At 68.0% G+C, this 20,383-nt stretch carries 21 protein-coding genes; 11 read left to right on the top strand and 10 right to left on the bottom strand.

Annotation, left to right across the window (positions count from 1 at the left end; genetic code table 11):
• Positions 1-71: 71 nt before the first annotated feature.
• Complete coding sequence (locus GO986_RS07240) at positions 72-1,685, bottom strand: ComEC/Rec2 family competence protein (protein ID WP_369409222.1); 1,614 nt, start codon at positions 1,683-1,685, stop codon at positions 72-74.
• Positions 1,686-1,780: 95 nt separating this feature from the next.
• Entirely contained in the window at positions 1,781-2,161 is a 381-nt protein-coding gene (locus GO986_RS07235) for a ComEA family DNA-binding protein (protein WP_157458610.1), read from the bottom strand.
• Positions 2,162-2,504: 343 nt separating this feature from the next.
• Between GO986_RS07235 and rpmH the strand changes: the two genes are divergently transcribed.
• The 4 genes from rpmH to GO986_RS07215 all read left to right on the top strand — a co-directional run bounded on the left by rpmH (position 2,505) and on the right by GO986_RS07215 (position 5,044).
• Positions 2,505-2,648, top strand: coding sequence for a 50S ribosomal protein L34 (rpmH, locus tag GO986_RS07230; RefSeq protein ID WP_157458609.1), 144 nt, complete (start codon positions 2,505-2,507; stop codon positions 2,646-2,648).
• A 91-nt stretch (positions 2,649-2,739) separates the two neighbouring features.
• A complete protein-coding gene (gene rnpA / locus GO986_RS07225; protein ID WP_157458608.1) occupies positions 2,740-3,162 on the top strand; it encodes a ribonuclease P protein component in 423 nt (140 codons plus the stop codon).
• Positions 3,159-3,404, top strand: coding sequence for a membrane protein insertion efficiency factor YidD (yidD, locus tag GO986_RS07220; protein WP_157458607.1), 246 nt, complete (start codon positions 3,159-3,161; stop codon positions 3,402-3,404). The genes rnpA and yidD overlap by 4 nt, the downstream gene beginning before the upstream one ends.
• On the top strand, positions 3,401-5,044 hold the full coding sequence (locus GO986_RS07215) for a YidC/Oxa1 family membrane protein insertase (protein ID WP_157458606.1): 1,644 nt from the start codon (positions 3,401-3,403) through the stop codon (positions 5,042-5,044). The genes yidD and GO986_RS07215 overlap by 4 nt, the downstream gene beginning before the upstream one ends.
• Before the next feature lie 75 nt (positions 5,045-5,119).
• Here the strand turns inward: GO986_RS07215 and GO986_RS07210 are convergent, their stop codons facing one another.
• From GO986_RS07210 to GO986_RS07190, 5 genes are all read right to left on the bottom strand, one after another.
• Entirely contained in the window at positions 5,120-6,349 is a 1,230-nt protein-coding gene (locus GO986_RS07210; RefSeq protein ID WP_157458605.1) for a tetratricopeptide repeat protein, read from the bottom strand.
• 250 nt (positions 6,350-6,599) lie between these two features.
• Positions 6,600-7,601, bottom strand: a complete 1,002-nt coding sequence (locus tag GO986_RS07205) for an alpha-ketoacid dehydrogenase subunit beta (protein ID WP_157458604.1) — start codon at positions 7,599-7,601, stop codon at positions 6,600-6,602.
• Positions 7,598-8,737: a pyruvate dehydrogenase (acetyl-transferring) E1 component subunit alpha gene (gene pdhA / locus GO986_RS07200; protein WP_157458603.1), complete on the bottom strand. Its 1,140-nt coding sequence runs from the start codon at positions 8,735-8,737 to the stop codon at positions 7,598-7,600. The genes GO986_RS07205 and pdhA overlap by 4 nt, the downstream gene beginning before the upstream one ends.
• Positions 8,738-9,104: 367 nt before the next feature.
• Positions 9,105-11,075 (bottom strand): alpha-amylase family glycosyl hydrolase, encoded by a 1,971-nt coding sequence (locus tag GO986_RS07195; RefSeq protein WP_369409221.1) that lies wholly within the window; start codon positions 11,073-11,075, stop codon positions 9,105-9,107.
• 156 nt (positions 11,076-11,231) lie between these two features.
• Positions 11,232-12,143, bottom strand: coding sequence for a DUF4384 domain-containing protein (locus GO986_RS07190; RefSeq protein WP_157458602.1), 912 nt, complete (start codon positions 12,141-12,143; stop codon positions 11,232-11,234).
• 201 nt (positions 12,144-12,344) lie between these two features.
• On the opposite strand from GO986_RS07190, the gene GO986_RS07185 reads away from it, so the two are divergent.
• The 3 genes from GO986_RS07185 to GO986_RS07175 all read left to right on the top strand — a co-directional run bounded on the left by GO986_RS07185 (position 12,345) and on the right by GO986_RS07175 (position 15,336).
• On the top strand, positions 12,345-12,893 hold the full coding sequence (locus GO986_RS07185; RefSeq protein ID WP_369409220.1) for a hypothetical protein: 549 nt from the start codon (positions 12,345-12,347) through the stop codon (positions 12,891-12,893).
• On the top strand, positions 12,890-14,137 hold the full coding sequence (locus tag GO986_RS07180) for a sensor histidine kinase (RefSeq protein WP_369409219.1): 1,248 nt from the start codon (positions 12,890-12,892) through the stop codon (positions 14,135-14,137). Before GO986_RS07185 ends, GO986_RS07180 begins: the two co-directional genes overlap by 4 nt.
• A gap of 206 nt (positions 14,138-14,343) precedes the next feature.
• Positions 14,344-15,336 carry a CAP domain-containing protein gene (locus GO986_RS07175; protein WP_369409218.1) on the top strand — a complete coding sequence of 331 codons (993 nt, stop codon included), beginning with the start codon at positions 14,344-14,346 and terminating at the stop codon, positions 15,334-15,336.
• A gap of 269 nt (positions 15,337-15,605) precedes the next feature.
• Here the strand turns inward: GO986_RS07175 and GO986_RS07170 are convergent, their stop codons facing one another.
• Positions 15,606-16,211 (bottom strand): RNA polymerase sigma factor, encoded by a 606-nt coding sequence (locus GO986_RS07170; RefSeq protein ID WP_198170476.1) that lies wholly within the window; start codon positions 16,209-16,211, stop codon positions 15,606-15,608.
• Between the two features lie 67 nt (positions 16,212-16,278).
• Between GO986_RS07170 and GO986_RS07165 the strand changes: the two genes are divergently transcribed.
• The gene (locus tag GO986_RS07165; protein ID WP_224576649.1) at positions 16,279-16,647 is read left to right on the top strand and encodes an FUN14 domain-containing protein; all 369 of its coding nucleotides are present in this window, start codon (positions 16,279-16,281) and stop codon (positions 16,645-16,647) included.
• Between the two features lie 15 nt (positions 16,648-16,662).
• Here GO986_RS07165 and GO986_RS07160 read toward each other — a convergent pair whose 3' ends face one another.
• Positions 16,663-17,190, bottom strand: coding sequence for a DinB family protein (locus GO986_RS07160; protein WP_369409217.1), 528 nt, complete (start codon positions 17,188-17,190; stop codon positions 16,663-16,665).
• The gene (locus tag GO986_RS07155) at positions 17,187-18,188 is read right to left on the bottom strand and encodes a LacI family DNA-binding transcriptional regulator (RefSeq protein WP_198170473.1); all 1,002 of its coding nucleotides are present in this window, start codon (positions 18,186-18,188) and stop codon (positions 17,187-17,189) included. Before GO986_RS07155 ends, GO986_RS07160 begins: the two co-directional genes overlap by 4 nt.
• Positions 18,189-18,433: 245 nt before the next feature.
• Here GO986_RS07155 and GO986_RS07150 point away from each other — a divergent pair, with 245 nt between their 5' ends.
• The 3 genes from GO986_RS07150 to GO986_RS07140 are packed head-to-tail and all read left to right on the top strand — an operon-like array spanning position 18,434 to position 20,378.
• On the top strand, positions 18,434-18,925 hold the full coding sequence (locus GO986_RS07150) for a copper chaperone PCu(A)C (RefSeq protein WP_157458597.1): 492 nt from the start codon (positions 18,434-18,436) through the stop codon (positions 18,923-18,925).
• Positions 18,925-19,569 carry an SCO family protein gene (locus GO986_RS07145; protein ID WP_157458596.1) on the top strand — a complete coding sequence of 215 codons (645 nt, stop codon included), beginning with the start codon at positions 18,925-18,927 and terminating at the stop codon, positions 19,567-19,569. The genes GO986_RS07150 and GO986_RS07145 overlap by 1 nt, the downstream gene beginning before the upstream one ends.
• Positions 19,566-20,378 carry a cytochrome c oxidase assembly protein gene (locus tag GO986_RS07140; RefSeq protein WP_369409216.1) on the top strand — a complete coding sequence of 271 codons (813 nt, stop codon included), beginning with the start codon at positions 19,566-19,568 and terminating at the stop codon, positions 20,376-20,378. Before GO986_RS07145 ends, GO986_RS07140 begins: the two co-directional genes overlap by 4 nt.
• The last annotated feature ends 5 nt before the right edge of the window (positions 20,379-20,383 follow it).

The following is a 20,383-nucleotide window of genomic DNA, read 5'->3' as shown; positions in this document are numbered from 1 at the left end:
AACTTTAACAGTCAGTCGCAGAAATCTCTAGAGTCGCACTGAACATTGTTTGTTCGCAGCGAGCGAGAGGATTAACATTCGATATGGTCAGTGTCGGCGTGCGAAGCGACCAGCACGTCAATCTTGCGGACCCCCAGCGCCCGCAGGGCCGGCACGACGGTGCGGCCGCCCACATCGTAGTCGCTGCCCACCGAACCGCCCGCGTCAATCAGCATGGTCAGGCCCGGCAGGCGAATGAGGGTGCTGTCGCCCTGCCCGACATCCAGATACACCACCTCGCGCGCCGGAGCCAGCCAGCCCGGCAGGGCGGTCAGCAGCAGGCCGGCAAGGACAGTGCCCAGCGCCACCTCAAGCCGAACGCGGTTCATCAGCCACAGCCAACCGGCCCCCAGTGCGGTTGCGTAAGCCACCACCCCCGCCGCGCCGATAGTGCCCCAGGTCAGCACGGGCGCGCGGCCGAAGGTTTCGGCCACCGCCAGCAGCGCCGAGGCCAGGGGTCCCGTCAGCAGGTTGATGGGCGCAGCCAGCGGCCCCAGCAGCCCGGCCAGAAAGCCCAGCGGCACCAGCGCCGCCATGATGGCCCCGGCCACCAGATTGGCGGGCAGGCCCACCACCGGAATCTGCCCGAAGGTGCCGGCCACCACCGGCAGGGTGCCCAGCTCGGCCAGAACCGTGGCGACCAGCGCCAGTTTCAGCCAGCGGGGCCAGCGCGTGGGCAGGCGGGCGGCCACACGCTCGGTCTGGGTCAGGGCCAGCACCGCCAGAAACGACAGCTGAAAGCCCACGTCCAGCAGCCACAGCGGAAACAGCAGCAAGCAGGCCAGCGCCGCCAGCGAGATCAGGGCCAGGGGGTCGGGCCGTCCGCGCCCGGCGGCCAGGCCCAGCAGCACCGCCGCGCCCATGATGACCGCCCGCGTGATGCTGGGCGACGGCTGCACCAGCAGCAGCAGGTAGGGCGCCAGCAGCGCGGCGGGCAGACCGTAACGCCACGCAGGAGCGGCGCCCGCGCGAATCAGCAGCCAGACCAGGACCCCGGTAATCAGGGCGACGTTCTGTCCCGACAGCGCCATCAGGTGTGCCAGCCCCGCACGGTTAAAGGCGTTCCTGACTTCTGTGCCGTCTCCAAAGCTCTCGCGGCCGATGTCGCCCCGGTCGCCCAGTTCCACTGCCTGCATCAGGGCGGCCTGCTGCCCCGAGAGGCCCGCTGTCAGCCCCCGGCGAAACCAGCCGCGCAGGCCGCCTTCCGGGACGTGCCGCTGCACCCTGGCTGCCACCAGCACCGCGCCGGGGGCGGGCACAAACAGGCCGCCCTGAGAGCGCAGCCACGCTGCCTGGTCAAAGCCGCCGGGCGTGTGGCGGCCCTCGGGGAGCACCAGTCGGCCGGCCACCTCCAGTTGCCCCGGCCCCTGGGTGGGTTTGGGCGCCAGCGCCACGCGGGCGCGCGGCGCCTGCAAGGTCAGAAACTGGCCGTCCCACTCGCCGCGCAGCGTGACCTGCGCCCCCAGCCAGGGGGTCAGGGGCTCGGGGCGGTTCAGGGACGTGGTGGCGGCCCACCATCCGGCCGCGCCGCCCACCAGCGCCAGCCCCGCCAGTAGCGGGCGGGCGTCCCAGACCGCCAGCCCAGCGCCCAGGCCCAGCACCGCCGCGCCCCAGCCGTGGCCCAGGGCCAGCAGAATGCCGCCCACGGCGCCCAGCAGGGCCGGCAGCGGCCAGGCCAGTCGGCCCGTGTGGGACGGCGCGCTGGCGCTGGGCCGCGCTGCGGCCGGCAGGGTGGCCCCGCTCAGAACGTCACCAGGGGCGTCAGGGCTTTCAGGGCCGCTGGCCCGATGCCCTTCACGGCGTCCAGGTCGGCCAGCGAACGGTAGGGCCGCCCCGCCAGAATGCGCCCGGCCAGTGCTGGCCCCACTTTGGGCAGGGCTTCTAACTGCTCTGGCGAGGCCGTGTTCAGATTGACCCGGCCCGAAATCAGCGGCTGAACGCTGGTGGTGGTGGGGTAGGTGGGCGGTTCGGTGCTCTGCGGCGCGGTCACGGGTGGCAAAGCCGTGCGCGTGACCATTGGCGCCTGTGGACGCGGCAGCAGCACGGGCCCCAGGCTCAGGGCCGCCGTGAGCAGCACCCCGGCCGCCAGAGGCAGCGACCAGGGCAGGGAAAGACTGGACATGCGGTCAGCTTAGAGAAGAGGGATTCCGGCTGTTGCCGCAGATGTGGAGGAGGGGCGCGTGTTGACCTCTCTGGCCTGAGGAAGCCGAAGTGATCTGCGCTCAGGCGCTGCCTAGCCTCACAGGGGAGAGCAGCGTCCATCTGGGCCTGACGGGCTGAGTGTCGGCCTTGAGCTGACAGGAAGCAGCAACCGTTGAGGACAGTCTGACCTCTTGGCCGCCTCTGCTGCGGCATGCTACACTTCCGGAGTTTGCCTCCCCAGGGGGGCGCTCTCGCGTGACGCCGCCGACTCTGTTCTGAGAAGAGCCGTGCACCCGCTCCGCGAGTGGTCAAGGAGAAGCACCATGAAGCGTACCTACCAGCCCAACGTCCGCAAGCGGGCCAAGACCCACGGCTTCCGCGCCCGCATGAAAACCAAGGCCGGCCGCAACATCCTGGCGCGCCGCCGCGCCAAGGGCCGCCACCAGCTCACCGTCGCGGACGAGTAAGCCCCCTTTACCGGGAGCGGCCACCATTTCGCAGTCCCCCACCTCCAGCGCCACGCAGGCACGGCCCCGCCGTCCGGTGGCGCTGGATTCATTGCGGGGGGACCGCGAATTTCGCAAGGTGCGTGCCCACGGCGCTGTGGTGCGCGACCCGCTGTTTACCCTGCGCGTCACCGAATACCGGCCCCGCCACGGGCAGCCCTGGCGCCCAGGCGCCGTGATCGGCATCGTGGTGCCCAAAAAGACCCTGAAGCGCGCCGTGGACCGCAACCGTGCCCGGCGCCGCGTGCGGGAAGCCCTGCGCACCCTGCCGGGCGGCCTGCCGGCCTGCCGCGCCATCCTGATGCCCGGTCCGGCGGTCCTGAAGGTGCCGTTTGGCGAGTTGCAACAGGCACTGGCCCGCGCGCTGGCCCGTGCGCCCAGCCGCCGGAGCAAGGGCGGCGGGAACCCAGGGAGCGCCGGCGGCGTATCTGCCCCTGTGCCTTCCCCTCCTGTGACGCCCGGCGGCCCCGCATGAAGCGCGGGCTGGTGCGGGCGGTGCGCGCTTACCAGCGGCACCTGTCGCCGCGCAAGCCGGCGCCCACCTGCCGCTTTACGCCCACCTGCTCGGAATACGCCGCGCAGGCCCTGGAACGGCACGGCGCCGTCAAGGGCAGCTGGCTGGCCGCGTGGCGCATCGCGCGCTGTAATCCCTTCGTGCCGGGCGGCGCCGACCCGGTGCCCGACCATTTTCCCAAGAGGCCACCCCAGACCCCATGAAGACCCGACATCTGCTGTCTCTTGCCGCCCTGGGCGGCGCGCTGCTCCTGACCGGATGCAGCACCACCGGCCCCCTGCCGACCTTCGGCAAGGCCATCACCCCCGAATGGATCACCACCAATTTCGACGGTCTGCCGGGTGACGAGTACATCGCCACCAGCAACCTGCAGGACGTGGTGTTTAACGGCCGGGGCGAGGTGATTGGCTGGTACGTCAAGAACTACGCCGGCACGCCGTACATCAAGCGCAGCGCCGACGGCACCTACGACTTTTCCGCGCTGCGTGACCAGAAGGGCATCGTCAATCTGGTGGCGGGCCGCAAGGCGCTGGCCGTGCAGGCAGCTGGTGGCCTGAATCCGGTCGCCGCCGCCGAGGTCACCGCCCCCACGGGCCTGACCACCGACCTCAAGGCCAACCGTCAGGACGCGGTGTTCCGCTACACCCAGGGCGGCGCGACCGTGACCAAGACGGTCACGCTGCACCCCCGGAACTTCAAGGTGGATGTCCGCACTGAGGTCGCGGGCGGCCCCGAGCGTGTGAACCTGCTGTTCCCCGGTCTGGGCAAGGCAGGGGACCCCCGGGTGCAGGCCCTGACCGTGGGCAGCGCGCAGCCAGCCGCCGTGCAGGGCAGTGGGAAGCTGTCGGTCGAGAATATTCAGTATGCGGCCCTTCAGGAAAACCCCAGTCAGGTGGCCCACGCGCTGATTCTGCGGCCCCAGGCCGGCGACGCCAGCAGCACCGCCACCCCGGCTTCTGCGCCAGCTGACGCTTCTCAGGCGGTCAATGTGACGCTGGCAGGCGGCGCCCAGAGCCTGATTACCGCCAGCGTTCCGGCCACCAGCACCCTGGAAATTTACGGTGGCCGCAACGAACTGATTCACCTGTACCAGAGCGGCTATACCAGCCTGCCGGGCCTCTTTAAGCCCAACTTCTTCGGGCAGATCAGCCTCTACATCGTCAAATTCATGGAGTGGTTGTACGGCATGATCGGGAACTGGGGTCTGGTGCTGGTCATCCTGACGGTGCTGCTGCGCGCCGTGATGTGGCCGCTGATGCAGGCGCAGGGCCGCACGACCGCCCGGATGCAGGTCATGCAGCCCAAGATCAAGGAGATTCAGGAGAAGTACAAAGAGCGCAAGGACCTGGACTCGCAGCGCGCCATGCAGACCGAGATGCAGCAGCTGTACCGCGACTACAACTTCAACCCCGCCGGCTGCCTCTCCACGTTCATTCCCTTTCCGGTGCTGATTGCGCTGTGGTCGACCATCCGTAACTTCGAGTTCGACAGCGGCTTCCTGTGGCTCCCCGACCTGGCGATTCCCGACCCCTTCTATCTGCTGGCCCTGGTGTATCTGGTGGTCAACATCGGGCAGCTGTACGTGATGACGCGCAAGACGCCCGACATGTTCCGGCAGCAGGCGTTTATCTACCTGATTTTCCTGTACTTCGCCCTGACCTTCCCGGCGGGCGTGACGATCTACATCATTCTGTCCACCCTGATTGGCATCGTCCAGCAGGTGCTGATTAACAAGCAGGTGGAGCGGGAAACCGCCACCATCGGCCAGAGGGTCGAGAAGGCGGGCTCCCGGCCCACGAACACGCCAAAGACCACTAAGGTGATTGACGCACCGAAAAAATAAAGTGGTCAGTGAAGAGGCCCCCGCCTGTGTTGGTCAGGCGGGGGCTTTCTTGTATCTGGCTCTGGCGGCTCTGGTCTACAGCCGGGCCAGTTCCTGCTGGGCGGCGGCGTAGCCAGGGCGCAGGCGCAGCGCTTCGCGGTAGGCGGCCTGGGCCTGGGCGGTGCGGCCCAAGCCTGCCAGGGCCCGCGCCCGCCAGTAGTGCGCTTCCTCATGGGTAGGCACCGAGCGGAGCACCGCCCCCGTCAGCGCCATCACCTTGTCGTATTGGCCGGTACGGGTGTAGGCCTCAAATGGCCCGAAGGTGTACCACAGCGCCCGCCAGGCCAGGCCCCCCTGCACCCAACCGGGGCGCGTGGGGTCCAGGGCCGGGTCGGGGCGGGCCGCCAGCGCCTGATCAAAGGCGCGCGCCGCGCCCTGCGAATCGCCCAGCGCCAGCTTGGCCTCGCCCAGATTCAGGTACGCCACCGCGTCGCCCAGGCGGGTGGCCTCGGCCTGGGCGACGCGCAGGGTCTCGGCTCTGGCGGCGGCCGGGTCGGCGCGCTGGCCCAGCAGGGCCCGCACCTGCTCTGCTTTGGCCGGGGCCGACACCACCAGAAAGGTGCGGCCAAACGAACGCCACAGGGCGTCAAATTTGGCGTAGTCCATCTTCAGCGGTCCCAGGTAGGAATCCAGGGCGCTGTAGGTCTGCGCTGCGTCATCGTAGCCGGTCAGCAGGCGGTAGTGCCCCATCCCACCCGAGTCGTGGGTTATAAACCACGTCTCCACGATGACTGGAAATCCCGCTGCCAGGAGGGTACGCAGCATCGTGCGGTCGCCCCCACGAGCGAGGTGCACGTCCATGCCCTGCGAGCGAGCGTAAGCGGCCAGTTCGTCCGGCGAGGTATTCACGTCACCCTTGCTGGGCTTGAGCTTGGGGGCAATGTCGTACTGGGTCAGGGTGCTGTCCCAACGGCTCAGGGCCATCCCGATGGTCACGGGCCCGCAGTTGTTCAGCCGCTGATATTCGTGGCGGATACCGCTGACACTGGCGTGGGCCGGCAGAAGGGCAGCTGGCGGTGGTGCCGGCTTGGGCACAGGCACCGGGTCAGGCTTGGGGGCCGGGGCGGGTTCAGCGGCCGGCTCTGGATCGACCGTGACCTCGGGCTGAGCTTCAATGGTTGGGGGAACCGGCGCCGGGGTGACTGGTGGAACTACCGTCTGCGCCGCTGGCATGGGCCGGGTCTTGTCAGCTTGCCAGCGGCTCACGCCAAAAGCGCCGGCTCCCACCAGAAGGCCAGCGGTCAGCAGCACGACAGGAAGACGCATCCCCTTATGGTCCGTGCCCTTCATGATGCCGCGCTGAGGTGTAAACGTGGCCAAGGTCGCCGTTTGGGACGGAAAAGGGCGAGCCACATTGAGTTGGTTCGCCCCCTGGATTTCTGGCTTTGAAGGAGATGGTGAATCCTGAAGACCTCGAGCGTGGAGCGGTGGTGGGGCGAGAGTAAATGGCCAGGGCCTCACCCGTGCCCTGAAGGCTGTTCCCACCCCCTACTTCCCACAACCCACTCCCCGCTTTTTAGTACGCCATGACCTGCTTGATGGCCTTCGCCACACGCACCGGGTTGGGGCGGTAGACGTCCTCTACAGCGGTGAATGGCGGATACGGGGCGTCAAAGCCGGTCACGCGTACAATCGGCGCGCGCAGGTATTCAATGGCCTCTTCGGCAATCACGGCGCTGATTTCGCTGTGAAAGCCGGCGGTGCGGGGCGCCTCGGTGACGACCACGGCGCGGCCAGTCTTGGCCACGCTGGCCAGGACAGTGTCGGTGTCCATTGGGACCAGGGTGCGCAAGTCAATGACTTCAACCCCAATGCCCGCGTTCTTGGCGGCGGCGGCGGCCTTCTGCGCTACTTCAACCATGCCACCGTAACAGATGACCGTCACGTCGTCGCCTTCGGTCGCCACGCGCGCCTTGCCCAGCGGCACGCGGTAATCGCCCACCGGCACTTCCTCTTTCACGCTGCGGTAGAGCTTGATGGCCTCAAAGAAGAACACCGGGTCGGGGTCGTTGATGGCGCTCAGCAGCAGGCCCTTGGCGTCGGCGGGGGTGCTGGGAATGACCACCTTGACGCCCGGCGTGTGGGCCAGGATGGCCTCGGGGCTGTCGGCGTGCTGCTCGGGGGTATGCACGCCGCCCCCGTAGGGCGCGCGGATGACCATCGGCAGGTGGTAGCGGCTGCGGGTGCGGTGCCGGAAGCGGCCCAGGTGCGACAGAATCTGGTCCAGCGCCGGGTAGAGGAAGCCCGCAAACTGAATCTCGGCAATGGGCTTCAGGCCCGCCAGGCCCATGCCAATGCCCATCCCCACAATGGCGGCTTCGGCCAAGGGGGTATCAAAAACGCGCTCCACGCCGTACTTGGCCTGCAGGCCGTCGGTGGCGCGGAAGACGCCGCCCATCACGCCCACGTCCTCGCCAAAAATATGCACGGCCTCGTCGGCACTGAGGGCAAGGTCCAGCGCGTCGTTGATGGCGGCCACCATCGTCATGGTCTTGGTGTTCGTGGCAGTGGCCGTCATTGGGCGTCCTCCGCGAGAATCTGCTCGCGCTGTTTCTGGAGTTGCGGGGTGGGTTCGGCAAACACATGGTCCAGAATCTCGGCCGGGGTCGGTTCGGGATAGCTGTCGGCTTCCTGCAGCGCCGCCTCGAACTCAGCGGCCACCTCGGCCAGCAGTGCGGCCTCGGTCTCCTCGGTCAGCAGCCCTTCGTTCAGCAGGTGGGTGCGCAGGCGCAGCACGGGGTCTTTAGCGTCCCAGCCTTCCAGCTCGGCTTCGGTGCGGTAGCGGCTGGGGTCGTCGGCCACGGTGTGCGGCTTGACGCGGTAGGTCACGGTTTCAATCAGGGTGGGGCCTTCGCCGTTCCGGGCGCGCGCCACAGCCTCGGCGGTGACGTGGTAGGTCGCCAGGGCGTCGTTGCCGTCCACCCGCACGCCGGGAATGCCGTAGCCGTCGGCGCGGCGCGAGAGGTCGGTGGCCTTGGTCTGGGTGCGCGTGGGCACCGAGATGGCCCAGCCGTTGTTCTGGAGGATAAAGACGCACGGCGCGTTCAGGGCGCCGGCAAAATTCAGGGCCTCGTGAAAGTCACCCTCGCTGCTGCCGCCGTCGCCAATAAAGGCCATCGCCACATTGCGGGTGCCCTTGCGGCGCTCAGCCAGGGCGGCGCCCACCGCCTGCGGGTACTGGGTGGCAATCGGGATGTAAAAGGGCAGCACCTTCAGGTCGGCGGGCATGTGCCAGCCGTGCGGTGAGGTGCGCCAGTAGGCCAGCGTGCGCGCAATCGGCAGGCCCAGGGTCAGGGCCGCGCCGGTGTCGCGGTAGGTGGGAAACAGCCAGTCATTTTTGGTCAGCGCGGCGGCGGTGCCCACCTGGCTGGCTTCCATGCCGCCAAACGGCGGAAAGACGCCCAGGCGGCCCTGGCGGTAGAGCACCCAGCCGCGCTCATCAAAGTGGCGGGCGCGGCGCATCTGGCGGTACAGCTCAAGACGAATCTCGGGGGCGGGCAGCAGGTCGGGGCGAAGCACGCTGCCGTCGGGCGCCACAATTTGCACCATACGGTCATCCTGCTGGGCGGCGTCGTAGGCGGCCTGTGCGGCCTGGAAGGCGCGGTCGGTCTCGCCCGATTCCGGTGCGGTGGGAACAGATTTGGGTGAAGTCATGCGGAAGGCTCCTTGGGGGGAATGAACCGGAAGCAGGCCAGAAGCAGGCGGCTGAGGCGCAGTGACCCCGCGCTCTGCTTGCTCAAAAAGCGCCGTCAGGGCGCGCGGCGCTGGTTTAACAGTCGGCGCGCACCGGGCAGGGGGCAGGGCAGAGGCTCAGGCATGACAGGGCACTGGGTTGCGGGCTTCCGCTCCGCAAGATGGATGCCTCCCAGCGTAGCAGCCGGGAGGCAGAGGGACCAAACGCTCGTTTGTTGAATGGAGACGGGGGAGGGGCAGTGGCGCCGGTTATGCACTTTTTCCATCAAGAGGGGAGCGTGACGACAGCCTCCCTCCCCTCAAACTCTTTTAAGTCCCTGATGACCCCTTATGGCCTCCAACTGCCCCCGTTTACTGTTCCTGTGCTCGAGGCCGGCACGGTGTACGTGCGGTTGCTGCCGCTCTCCCAGGTGACGCTGGTACCGCTGTCGCCGGGCTTCTTGACGAACTTGAATTGTAAGGCGGCACTGGGCGGCAGGCTGACCGTGGTTTTCCAGGTGCAGGTGCTGCCGCTGCAGTTGCTGGGGGTCAGGGCCAGGGCGCTGGCGGTGTTCCAGGCGCCCAGTTCGCTCCGGTCGCCCAGCAGGTACACGTCCTGGCCGAAGTAGGTGCTGGCCGTGACCTGAAAAGTGACGGGCACGGCCGTGCCGCCGCCGCCGGTGCCAGCTGCCCCAGCGCGGTAAATGCCCATCTTGCCTGCGCCGAGCGTGACCGGCAGCTTGCCCGCCGTCACCGTGGCGCTGGCCGGCGCCCCTTCGGCCAACAGGTCGTTAAAGACGGTGCCGTTCGTCAGCGCGCTCTTGTCGGCGGCGCTGATGCCGCTGTTGCCGGCCAGGTCCAGATTGACCGCCGCGCTGCTGCCCGAGGTATTGACCACCACCACAAAGCGGTTGGCGCCGCTGCCCCGGTAGAAGGCGTAGACGTTCTGGCCGCCGTTGGGCCGCCACAGTTCGGCGTAATTGCCTTTCCAGAGCGCCGCGTTGGCCGTGCGAATCCCAATCAGTTTTTTGGTCAGGTCATAGGTGGTTTTGGGCGTGCCGCCGCCCGCCACAAAGTTGGCCTGCGCGGCGTTCCGGCCGCTGTCGGTCCAGGCCCAGGTCGGCATGTCGCGGCGGTTGTCGGGGTCGGAGCCGCCGTACATGCCCAGTTCGTTGCCGTAGTACAGCTGCGGAATACCCGGCAATGTCATCAGCAGGCCTAGAGCGTTCTGGTAGCGGGCCCGAATCTCGCCCTCGGCCACGCCTGAGCCGGGCTCGTTCACGAAGCGCGGCACATCGTGGTTGTCCAGCAGGTTCACTTGCAGCAGCGTGCGGTCCAGGCCCAGGGTGCCCAAGGTGTCGCTCATGCTGGCGGCCACCCGGTCCAGGCTGCCGGCCTTCCCGACGCCGTCCACCAGGGCCTGACGCAGCGGGAAGTTAAAGGTGGAATCGAATCCAGCGTCCAGAAAAGGCTTGAGCTGCGACGCACTCCCCGACAGGAACGCCTCGCCCAGCAGGAAGGTATTGGGGCGAGTGGCCAGCACCCCCGGCACCCATGAGTTCTGCCAGTAGCTGTTGGGCACGTGCTTGACAGTGTCCATCCGAATCCCGTCCACGGCGTAGGTGGCCGCCCAGCTCTTGGAGAGGTTGGTCAGGTAAGTGGCCACCGCGCTGTCCTCTTGCCGGAAGTCGGGCAGGCCCGCCAACGGGCAGACAATCTCGTCCCCACTGCAGTTCCCGTGAAACCAGCCGGGCTGCTGCGAGGCAATGCGCGCGCCGTAGCCGGCGTGGTTGACGACCATGTCCATGATGTACTTTTGCCCGCCGGCCTTGAGGTCGTTAATTAGGCCGGTCAACTCGGCGCCAGTGCCAAATTTGGGGTCCAGGGCGGTGTCGTTGGGGTTGGCATAGTCGGGCCAGTAGCCGTGATAACCGCACGAATTGCCATTGACCAGCCCGACTTGCTTGTAGACCGGGGTGGTCCAGACGGCGCTGGCCCCCAGGTAGCGGATGTAGGGCAGCTTGGCGCGCAGTCCGGCCAGGTCGCCCCCGTGAAACTTGGTAGCGCTGGTGCGGTCTAAGCAGTTAGCCGCGCCCAGGGTGTCATTGGAAGAGTTTCCATTAAAGAAACGGTCCGGCAACACGAGATAGATCACCTGCTGCCGCCAGGCGTCTATATTCGCGCCGCTGATGGCCTGGCCGGTGAGCGCAGCATCTTTGGAAACGGTTCCAGATGGGGCAGGGCTAGGCGCTGGGGTTTGAGTACAGGCAGACAGCAGCAGGGCCGACGAGACGACCCCCCAAAAGGCAGAACGTTTCACAGTTGAAACCTCCAGCACACAGAACACCCCGCACGGCTGCGGAGTGGGTGCGTGAATTTGTGGTGCCCCGAAATCATAAGCGATAACGCGGCTTCAGACCTCAAGGGGGAGGGGGGTCACCCTGCCGGATGACCCCCCTCTGAGCTGCGCCGTGTTTTACGAACTGCGCTCGACCTTGATTTCCAGGCGATTGCCCTTGCGCTTGACCGTCAGCTCGGCCTTGCTGCTGCCCTTACGGAACTCACTCTTGATTTCACTGGGTTTGCTGCTGGTCTTGACCAGGGTGTAGCCCTCGGCCTTGAGCTTGGCGGCGTACTGGTCATGCTGGGCTTTGAGGTCAGCGCGGCCGTCTACCGTCGTGGACCACTCGCGGGCATTTCCCCAGGGCCCGACGGTGACCGACAGGGCCTGCGCGGTGCGAGGCGCCGAGGTCGTGGGTGCGGGGGCCGCCGCCACAGGTGAGGTGGGCGTGGTCTTCAGCTGCGCGGCGCTGGCGCGGGCGGCCACGTTATAAGAGGCGGTATCGGTGATCCAGCTGTTCTGAGGCGCGGGATTGACCACGATGCTCAGCGCCTGGGCCAGGCCCTGCTGGCCCTTGACATTCACGTCCGCAAAGCTGTTCTGCTGGCTCTTGAAGGTCGCAATCTGGTCCAGGTTCAGAGGCTTCAGACTGGCGAGCGCCAGCACCTTGTTCACGCCGTACGGCGCCGCGATGTCAAAGGTAAAGGGGTCGCCCGCCGCCGGAAACACCTTGACAGCATTGGCTTTCAGAAAGTTGGCGCCGCCCTGAAAGCGGTTGGGCAGAATCAGGTCCACCTGGCCGCTGGGGTCCACATTAAAGAGGTAGACGTAGGCGTCCTGGTTGACCTGGGTAAACAGCCGAATCTTCTCGCCGGGCGCGTAGTTGGGTGTGGCCGCGCCGCTGGTGTCACGGTCGGTCCAAACCTTGACGCTCAGGCTGGTGGGCGCCGGATTGACGATGATGCTCTGGGCACTGAGGGTCGGCGCCGCCAGGGCGCTGCAGCCCAGGGCCGCCGTGAGGAGGGTCAGGGGAAGGATGACTTTCATGGCTCTACCCTGCGCCCGCTAAGTGACCTGGGCCTGACGCCACACTCCAGTCAGCCGGAGCGCCCGCTTATATCCTGTTCATGTGTGAGGGCGGGGCCTCATGTGGTAGCTGGACTGGGACCGGAGCAGCCGGGCGACGACTGGCCTCAGCCGTGTGGCCTCAGGCCTTTTTGCGCCCGGCCCGGTTGGTAGACTGCGCGCGTGTTGCCGGTCAAGCTGCGTCTTTCTCAGGCAGTCCTTCTGAGCGCCGCTCTGCTGGGGCTGGCCGGTGCGGTGACCGTTCAGCTGCGCGCGGCCCCGTTTCCTTACGTGCGGCTCGTCCAGGCGGCGCCCAAGCCCCGCCCAGGCGAGGCCACCGCGCTGACCATTGAGACGGCGCGCGGTCCCCTCAGGCTCACGGTGCGGCAGCTTCAGGCCATGCCCACCGTGCGCTACGCCACCCTGCACCCGCAGCTGGGGCGCCGCTTTGTCTATGAGGGCGTACCGCTGCGTGACCTGGCGGCGCGGGGCGGCTTTGCCGGACAGGACGTGCGGGTGTCGGCCACCAACGGCTTTGCGGCGACCATTCGCGCCAGTGACTACCTGCAGTTTCCGGTGATGCTGGCCTACCGCGCCGACGGTCACGCCATCTCGACTCTTGAGAAAGGGCCGCTGACGGTGGTGCTGCCGCCAGAGCCAGCGCGCTTTCACAGCACGGGGTATTCGGCCGCGTGGGTGTGGTACGCCGAACGCCTGGCCCCGGCGCCGTGAGTGCGCTGCGCCGGGCAGTGCCGCCGGGGGTGACGCGCCGCCGCCTGGCCCGTGAACTGGGGCTGGCGCTGCTGCCCGCGCTGCTGAGTTTGGGCCTCTTGGTGGTGGTCACGCGCCCCGCCTACGACGCCCTGATTCAGACCGGCGGCGGCTGGAAACCGCACGCCTATCAGGGGCTGGCGCAGGACGTGTTGCAGTATCAGGTGGCGCGCCTGAACCCGCAGGAACGTCCGGCCCGCCGCACCCTGCTGCGCGACATCGCCCTGTCCAGCGCGCAAAATCCCCAGCAGTTCGTGCTGCTGGCCGAGATCGAGCGGCAGGGCGAGGCGCGGCTGGGTGTGGTCGAGCGCGCCCTACGGCTGGACACCGACGCCAGTGTGGCGCAGGCGGTGGCCGAAAGTCTGGCCCTGAACAGCGCCGCCGCCGAATACAGCCGGGAACTGGGGCTGCGCTCGGCCCAGGCCCTCAGTGACCTGCGCCGCACGCTGGGTGTGGCCGCGCTGCTGTCGGGGCTGGTCAGCGTGCTGCTGATTCTGCGCGCGCTGCTGCTGTGGCGGGGCGAACGCCTGCGCGTCGAGCGCCGTGAGGCCCGGCAGCGCGAGGCCCTGAGCCTGGCCAGCCATGAACTGCGCCGCCCGCTCCAGTCGCTGATGCTGGCCAGCGACCTGCTGCGCCAGGCCCAGACCCCCGAGGAGCGCCAGCACCTGCTGGCCATGATTGAGGACAGCGCCGGGCAGCTGGCCAGCCGCGCTGACCTGACGCGCCTGAACGATTTGTATCTGGATGTGACTCTGAGGCCCCAGCGCCGCGACCTGCGCGAGTTGACTGACCGCTTTGCATCGGCGCGGGTGCAGGTGCTCAATCCGCCGGAGCCCGTGGTGTGGGCTGTGGACCCTGGGCGCGTGCGGCAGATGCTGGAAAACCTGATTGAAAACGCCCTGAAATACACCGACAGCCATGTGGAGGTCACGCTGGATGTCCACGCCGGGGCGCCCCGCATTCGGGTGCGCGACTTTGGCGCCGGCATGGGTCCAGATGAACGCGCCCGCGTGTTTTTGCCCTACGAGCGCGGTCCACGTGGCCTGACTGCGGGGCAGGGACTCGGGCTGCCCCTAGTGCGCCGCTACGCCCGTGCCCACGGCGGCGACATCAGCATGACCCAAGCGGCCGGCGGCGGGCTACTGCTGACCCTGACGTTCGGACAACCTGCGCCAGCCAGTGAGGTCTCGGCGCCGTCCTCCTGATTGAGAGCGGTCTGCGGGAATATTCTCAGGTGCGGCTCTTTGCGAGCGGAAAGCCCAGTGTGGTTGTGTGCTGCTCTTGCTAGGAACGCGGTGGGGACGGTGTTCCTCCATCGCACACGGCACCCCTGCCCGCCGCCTGCTGATCTACACCTGACAATCCCGAGTCGCTTACAGCGTGGCGTATGGCGCTGTCCTACCCTGCGGGTGTGACCTCTGCCCGCCGCCTGCTGTCTACTCTGGCTCTGCTGGGCGGCTCGGCTGCCCTGGACTCTGGCCACGCCCAGGATGGGTTCTTCCGCATTGGTTACAGCGCCAGCGCCGAGCGTCAGGCGCCGCTGCGGGTGACCTTTCAGGCGTCAGCGCCTGCCGGCTACACCGTGCAGTGGACCTTCGGGGACGGTGCGGTGGCCAGTGGCCCGGCCGCCGACCACATCTATTACCGGCCCGGTACCTATCGCCTTCAGGCCGCGCTGCTGGACGCCCAGGGCCGCGTAGTCAGCCGCGCCGAGGCCAGCCTGCCGGTGCTCAGCGCTGGTCCCGAGCGCGCCGCCCTGACCGTGCTGCAACCCACCCCCGGCGAGGTGCGCCTCAGTGCCGAGGGCAGCGTGCTGTATACGCCGGCCCGGCCGACCCTGCTGCTGGGTGGCCGCGAGGTAGGCACGGTGGCGAACCGGCTGCCCAACGGCATCTACGCCGCCACGGTGCGCGCCGCCACCAGCGACGGCCGCACCGCCGAGCAGCGCCTGAACATCACTGTGGCCCCCTGGACCACCAGCGCCCCTTACGACGCCGAGGTGCTGCGCCTGACCAATCAAGCGCGCGCCCAGGGCTGGAACTGCGCCTCGCAGCGCCCCGGCGGCCCTGCTCTGCCGCCCCTGAAACTGGACCCCACCCTGACGGTGGCGGCCCAGGCCCAGTCGGCGGGCATGTCGCTGTACAGCTACTTTGACCACACCAGCGGCTTTGACGGCAGTACGCCCCTGCGCCGGGTCCAGGCGGCTGGCCTGACCCCCACCACGGTGGCCGAGAACATCGCCGCCGGTCAGCAGACCCCAGCCGAGGTGGTGCAGGGCTGGCTAAAAAGTCCAGGCCACTGCCGCAACATCATGGGCGACTTCACTCTGATTGGCCTGAGTTATGTCAACCGGCCCGGCACCACCTACACCCGCTACTGGACCCAGGTGTTTGCCCGGCTGTAGAGCGCAGAGGAGGCCCCAGTGCCTTGAAGGCCAGTAGAGTTTGGCAGCGCTGAGACAGGTCGGCTTATATCTGGTGGCGGGTGAAGTGGTGTTGCTGAAGGTGCCTATCCGCCGTCAACGCTGTGAAGGACCGATACCACAGCGGCGGTCACTTGCACCCTGGGGAGTACGGCCCATCCCTGAATTTCACTTCCCCCCACTGTCTCCGGCCGCCACTCGTCAGCAGAGCGGTGGAAGATTTCTCCCCTCAACCGCGCTGAGGCCTGCTCTCAATGCACGTCGGCGACGCCCGCCAGTAGGTCGGCCAGCTGCTCTTTGGCACGGAAGACGCGGCTCTTGGCGGTGCCCACGGCCACCCCCTGAATCTGGGCAATCTCGTCGTAACTCAGGTCCTCCACAAAGCGCAGCACGACAGCCTCGCGGTATTCGGCCGGCAGCTTTTGCAGGGCGCGCTGCACCCGGTCCTGGGCATCGGCGCTTTCGGCGGCCTGCACCGGCGAGCGCTTTTCGCTGGTCACCTCAAAGCCCACGTCCTCGCGGGCCTGCTCCAGCGAGAAGCGCTGCAACTGCTTGCGGCGGTGCGACTCGATTTGCGTGTTGCGCGCCACCTGATACAGCCACGGCAACACCCGTTCGCCCACGCGGAAGGTGCGAATGGAGCGCCAGGCCCGGTAAAAAACCTCCTGGGTCAGGTCCAGGGCGTCCTCGCTGTTGCCCTCCAGGCGGTACAGGTAGCCGTACATACGGCCCTCGTACTCCTGCACGAAATCAAACCACGCCCCTTCATCCCCAGCCGTCAGCCGCGCGAGCAGCTCAGGGGAAATCACGTCGGGAGGGGAGACTTCGGTTGGCACGTCCACGCTGCCTTCTACCATAGCGCCCCTCTGCCATCCCCGCACGCCAACCCGGCGGCCCATGCTCTACCATGCGCCCACTTTGAGCTTGACCCGGACTGTCCAGACGTTGGTTGCCGCCCCCCCGCCAGAGGCGACCCTGGCCGACGCCCTGCGCCCCCTGCTGCCCGACCTGAGCGTGGGGGCGCTGCTGGGCTTTGCCACCGGCGTGGCGCTGCGCCACATTGGCCGCGCCGCGCTGATTGTGCTGGGAACGCTGGTTCTGGTGCTGCAACTGCTGGCCTACTTTGACCTGATCAGCGTGAACTGGCTGCGCGTTCAGGCCCTGACCGAGCCGTGGCTGCGGCAGGGGCAGGAACAGGGAGGCGCGTGGCTGATGCGTGTACTGACTGCCAACCTGCCGTTCGCGGGCGCCTTTACGGGCGGGCTGCTGCTGGGGCTCCGGGCGCGGGTGTAGGTGGGCCAGGGCCGTTCAGGGCTGACTGCTCGGAGGGTCAGGGAGCGGGAGAGCCGGCGCTCCCCGCATTTCCCAGCCCAGCAGGTCGCCTTCAGGCACGCTGGGCAGCCCCAGCGCCCTGAGCATCTGAATCAGTTGCGCGCGGTGATGCATGGAGTGGGTCAGGACGTGGGCAATGGCGCCGCCGTAGGTCTTTGGCCGGGGCGGGCGGTCCAGCACGTCCAGCCAGGTGTCGTCCAGCCGCCCCTCTGCCTCGATCTGCCGCGCCAGTGCGGCCAGGCGCGGGGCGACCGCACGCAGGCGACGGTCCAGATCGTCGAGCGAGTCGCCTTCAGCCGGGGGCCACGCGGCTGGAGGCACGCCGGTCATCAGATTCGTCCAGGTCTCCATATTCTCGGTGATGTGCCGCAGCGTCGCGCGCACCGTGCGCCAGCCCAGGTCATGCGGCTGGTCCAGCTGCTCCTCAGTCAGGTCTCGGCTCCGGCTGAGCAGCGTCCAGGTGGTCCAGGCGTCGTGCCCCAGCAGGCGGTCCAGCAGATTCACGCGCTGCCGCGCACGACCAGGCGCGGCTCGAAGCGGCGAGCGCGGGCCGGCCCCTTGTAGCCGTTCAGGCGCGTCAGCAGCAGCTGGGCGGCCTCGTAGCCCATGCTCTCGACGGGTTGGTGCAGGGTGGTCAGGCCCCGGCTCTCGGCCCAGGGCTGGTCGTCAAAGCCGATCACGCGCACGTCTGTGCCTATCTGAAGGCCGCGCAGCCGCACCTCGTCCAGCAGGGCGCCCGCCAGCATGTCGGCCGAGGCGAACACGGTGCAGGGCAGGCCCGCTGCCTGTGCTTGGTCCAGCACCGTGCAGGCGGTGTTACGCGCCGTCAGCGAATCGAAACTGGAGGTGTATTCGGCGGCCACCGCGCGTCCAGCGGCTTGCAGCGCGCCCAGAAAGCCGTTGCGGCGGTCCTCGAAGACGCGGGTGGTAAACAGCTGGTCCAGTTCGGTCTCCACCCACACGGCGTACAGCGCGCCGGGCAGCGTCACGGCGTACTCGCCCGCCATGCGACCGCCCGCCACATTGTCCATAAATGAGGAATCCACGCTGTCGGCGTAGGCGTCCACCAGCACCGTGGGCTGCTGGGTGCGCAGGCGGCGCTCATGAAACATCTTGGTGAGGTTGTAGGTCGCCATCACCAGCCCGTCGGCCTGATAGGCCAGGGTGTGCGACCCCAGGTAGCGTTCCAGCCGCGAGCGGTCCAGCAGCGGAAAGATGGCCACGTCATAACGCGCTTCCTGAAAGGCGGTTTCCAGGCCGTCCAGCAGCCGCACATAGAATTCGGTGGTCAGCACCGGCAGCAGCACGCTGATGGTGTAGCTTTTGCCCCCTGCGATGCGGCGGGCGTGGGGGTTGGGCGTGTAATCAAGGTCGGCAATGGCCTTGAGAACGGTTTCTCGCGTGGCCCCCTTGACGGCCACGTGGTTGTTCAGCACCCGTGACACGGTGCCGACGCCAACCCCGGCCTGCCGGGCAACATCCTGAATGGTGGGTTTGCGCATGATTTGCCCCCCAGCATACCCGCTGCGTGGAAAGGGTTCCATAGGATTCGGGTGAGCAGTGGACCAGCAGAACGCATGGAAAGCACCTCTGGCGCGGCTTTTCGGCCTGTCCGCTCCTTTGGCATGGACGGCAACGTAGCCCAGGCCGTCACCCGCTGCTGCTGGGGACAAAGCGGCCGGGCCGGCCGGACTAGACTGCCTCTGCCCTGGTGGGTGAAGAAGACCCCAGAAGGAGGTCCGCCTATATGACCCGTTCGATGTTGCTTGGCGCGGCGCTGCTGGCGCTGGTGGCCTGCCGGCCGGCCCCCCAGACGGCAGGCCACCCGGCGGGTCACACCGGCCACCGTCAGAGTGAGGCGGGCACGCCCAGCAGCGTTCTGAGTGTTCACGACGCCCGCGTGGTGGCGGTGCCTCCCAGCGTGGGGGACACGAGTGTGTTTGGCACGCTGCACAACGCCGGCCCCGCGCCCCTGCGCCTGGTCGGCGTGCAGACCGACGTGGCCAGCCACGGCATGCTGATGGTGACCCAGACCAGCGCCGCTGGCCTGACCGGCATGCAGGACACCCCGGCCCTGACGGTGCCTGCAGGCGGCGACCTGACCCTGAGCGACACCGGCGATCACTTGATGCTGATGGGCCTGCGCGCGCCCCTGCAAGAAGGCCAGACCCTGACCCTAACCCTCACCGATGACGCGGGCGGCACCCACACGTTTGACGCCCCTGTGGTCAAGCCCTGATGACCGCGCCCCTGCCGGCCCCCCCGGCTGCGCGGCCCTGGTACGTGTCGGCGCTACTGGCGGTGGTGGCGGTCACGCTGCTGCTGCTGGGGGCGTGGGTGGCGGCGCGCCTGAGAAGTCCGCACCCGTTTTACGGCACGGCCTATCCGGCGGCCACGGCCGCGACTGGGTTTCAGGGCGAGGTGGCCGGCGGCCAGCGGTACACCTTTACGCCGGGGCAGGGGCGCGTCACCGCGCTGTTTTTCGGGTTCACCCACTGCCCCAACATCTGCCCACTGACCCTGTCCTATCTCAGTAAGGTGCGCGCCGCTCTGCCACCTGAAGACCAGAAGCGCTTTGACATCGTGCTGGTCAGCGTGGACCCGGCACGCGACACCCCCGAAGACCTGAACGACTACGTCCGCTATTTCGGGGCCGGACGCGGCGTGCGGGTGCCCGAGCCGGCGCTGGGCCAGCTGGCGCGCGCCTACAGCGTGGCCTACCAGCGAGCCGAGGTGAAGGGCGCGGCCTATCAGATCAACCACACGACCGCCACCTACCTGATAGACGCCCAGGGCCACCTGCGCGTGCTGTGGGACTACACCCAGCTGCCGCAACTGGACCGGGTGCGCGCCGATGTCCAGCACGTCCTGGAGACCCGGTGAGTCTGCCCAGCAGCCTCAGTCCCACGCTGGCCGACCTGCTCACGCCGCACCTTGACCCCGCGCTGCTGGTACCGGCGCTGCTGGCGGCGGGGGCTTACGCCTGGGGCTACCTGCGCTCGCGGCAGGCCGGGGCCCCCTGGCCCGCCTGGCGGGTGCCCCTGTTTGCCCTGGGCATGCTGGCGCTGCTGCTGACCACCCAGAGCCGAGCGGCTACCCTGACCCAGGGCAGCATGGCGCTGTACATGGGCCGCCTGATGGTGCTGGCCGAAGTGGTGCCGCCGCTGCTGGTGCTGGGCCTGCCGCCGCTGCCCCTGGGTCCCCGCAGTGGGCTGGGGCGCGGACTGGGCGTGCTGCTGGACCCCTGGGTGGCCCTGGCGCTGTGGACGGCCGTCATCGTGTTCTGGAACGTGCCGGCGGGGTTCAATGCCAGTGTGGTGTCCAACACCGCCGGGGCGCTGCTGCCAGCGCTGTATCTGCTGAGCAGCCTGCTGGTGTGGGGGGTGGTGCTGCGGCCCCTGCCGGGCGTGCAGCCCGCCGGTATCGGGTCGCGCGGGTGGTTTGGGCTGCTGGCGGCCCTGCCCATGATGGCGGTGGCCAGCGTGTGGCTGTACGCGCCCCGCGTTCTGTACACGCCGTATGTCAATGCGCTGTGCCTGTGGAACCTGACGCCGCTGCAAAACCAGCAGATTTCTGGGTGGATCATGATGCTGGCGGGTCTGCCCGCGCTGGCGCTGGCCTTTATGCAGCTGTTTGCCTGGCTGATCAACCTCAGCGAGTCGCAGGGGCTGCCGCCCGAGTCGCGGCCCTGAGGGCG

This window comes from Deinococcus arboris, assembly GCF_009755355.1.
In the GTDB taxonomy this organism is placed as follows: Bacteria; Deinococcota; Deinococci; order Deinococcales; family Deinococcaceae; genus Deinococcus; species Deinococcus betulae.
The sequence above is the reverse complement of the archived record's forward strand: the minus strand, read 5'-3'. Positions and strand labels throughout refer to the sequence as shown.

Bases quoted from the DNA above. Each gene is read 5' to 3' on its own strand.
- GO986_RS07235 (WP_157458610.1), bottom strand. From the start codon at position 2,161: ATGTCCAGTCTTTCCCTGCCCTGGTCGCTGCCTCTGGCGGCCGGGGTG.
- rpmH (WP_157458609.1), top strand. From the start codon at position 2,505: ATGAAGCGTACCTACCAGCCCAACGTCCGCAAGCGGGCCAAGACCCAC.
- yidD (WP_157458607.1), top strand. From the start codon at position 3,159: ATGAAGCGCGGGCTGGTGCGGGCGGTGCGCGCTTACCAGCGGCACCTG.
- GO986_RS07215 (WP_157458606.1), top strand. From the start codon at position 3,401: ATGAAGACCCGACATCTGCTGTCTCTTGCCGCCCTGGGCGGCGCGCTG.
- GO986_RS07210 (WP_157458605.1), bottom strand. From the start codon at position 6,349: ATGCGTCTTCCTGTCGTGCTGCTGACCGCTGGCCTTCTGGTGGGAGCC.
- GO986_RS07205 (WP_157458604.1), bottom strand. From the start codon at position 7,601: ATGACGGCCACTGCCACGAACACCAAGACCATGACGATGGTGGCCGCC.
- pdhA (WP_157458603.1), bottom strand. From the start codon at position 8,737: ATGACTTCACCCAAATCTGTTCCCACCGCACCGGAATCGGGCGAGACC.
- GO986_RS07190 (WP_157458602.1), bottom strand. From the start codon at position 12,143: ATGAAAGTCATCCTTCCCCTGACCCTCCTCACGGCGGCCCTGGGCTGC.
- GO986_RS07170 (WP_198170476.1), bottom strand. From the start codon at position 16,211: ATGGTAGAAGGCAGCGTGGACGTGCCAACCGAAGTCTCCCCTCCCGAC.
- GO986_RS07155 (WP_198170473.1), bottom strand. From the start codon at position 18,188: ATGCGCAAACCCACCATTCAGGATGTTGCCCGGCAGGCCGGGGTTGGC.
- GO986_RS07150 (WP_157458597.1), top strand. From the start codon at position 18,434: ATGACCCGTTCGATGTTGCTTGGCGCGGCGCTGCTGGCGCTGGTGGCC.
- GO986_RS07145 (WP_157458596.1), top strand. From the start codon at position 18,925: ATGACCGCGCCCCTGCCGGCCCCCCCGGCTGCGCGGCCCTGGTACGTG.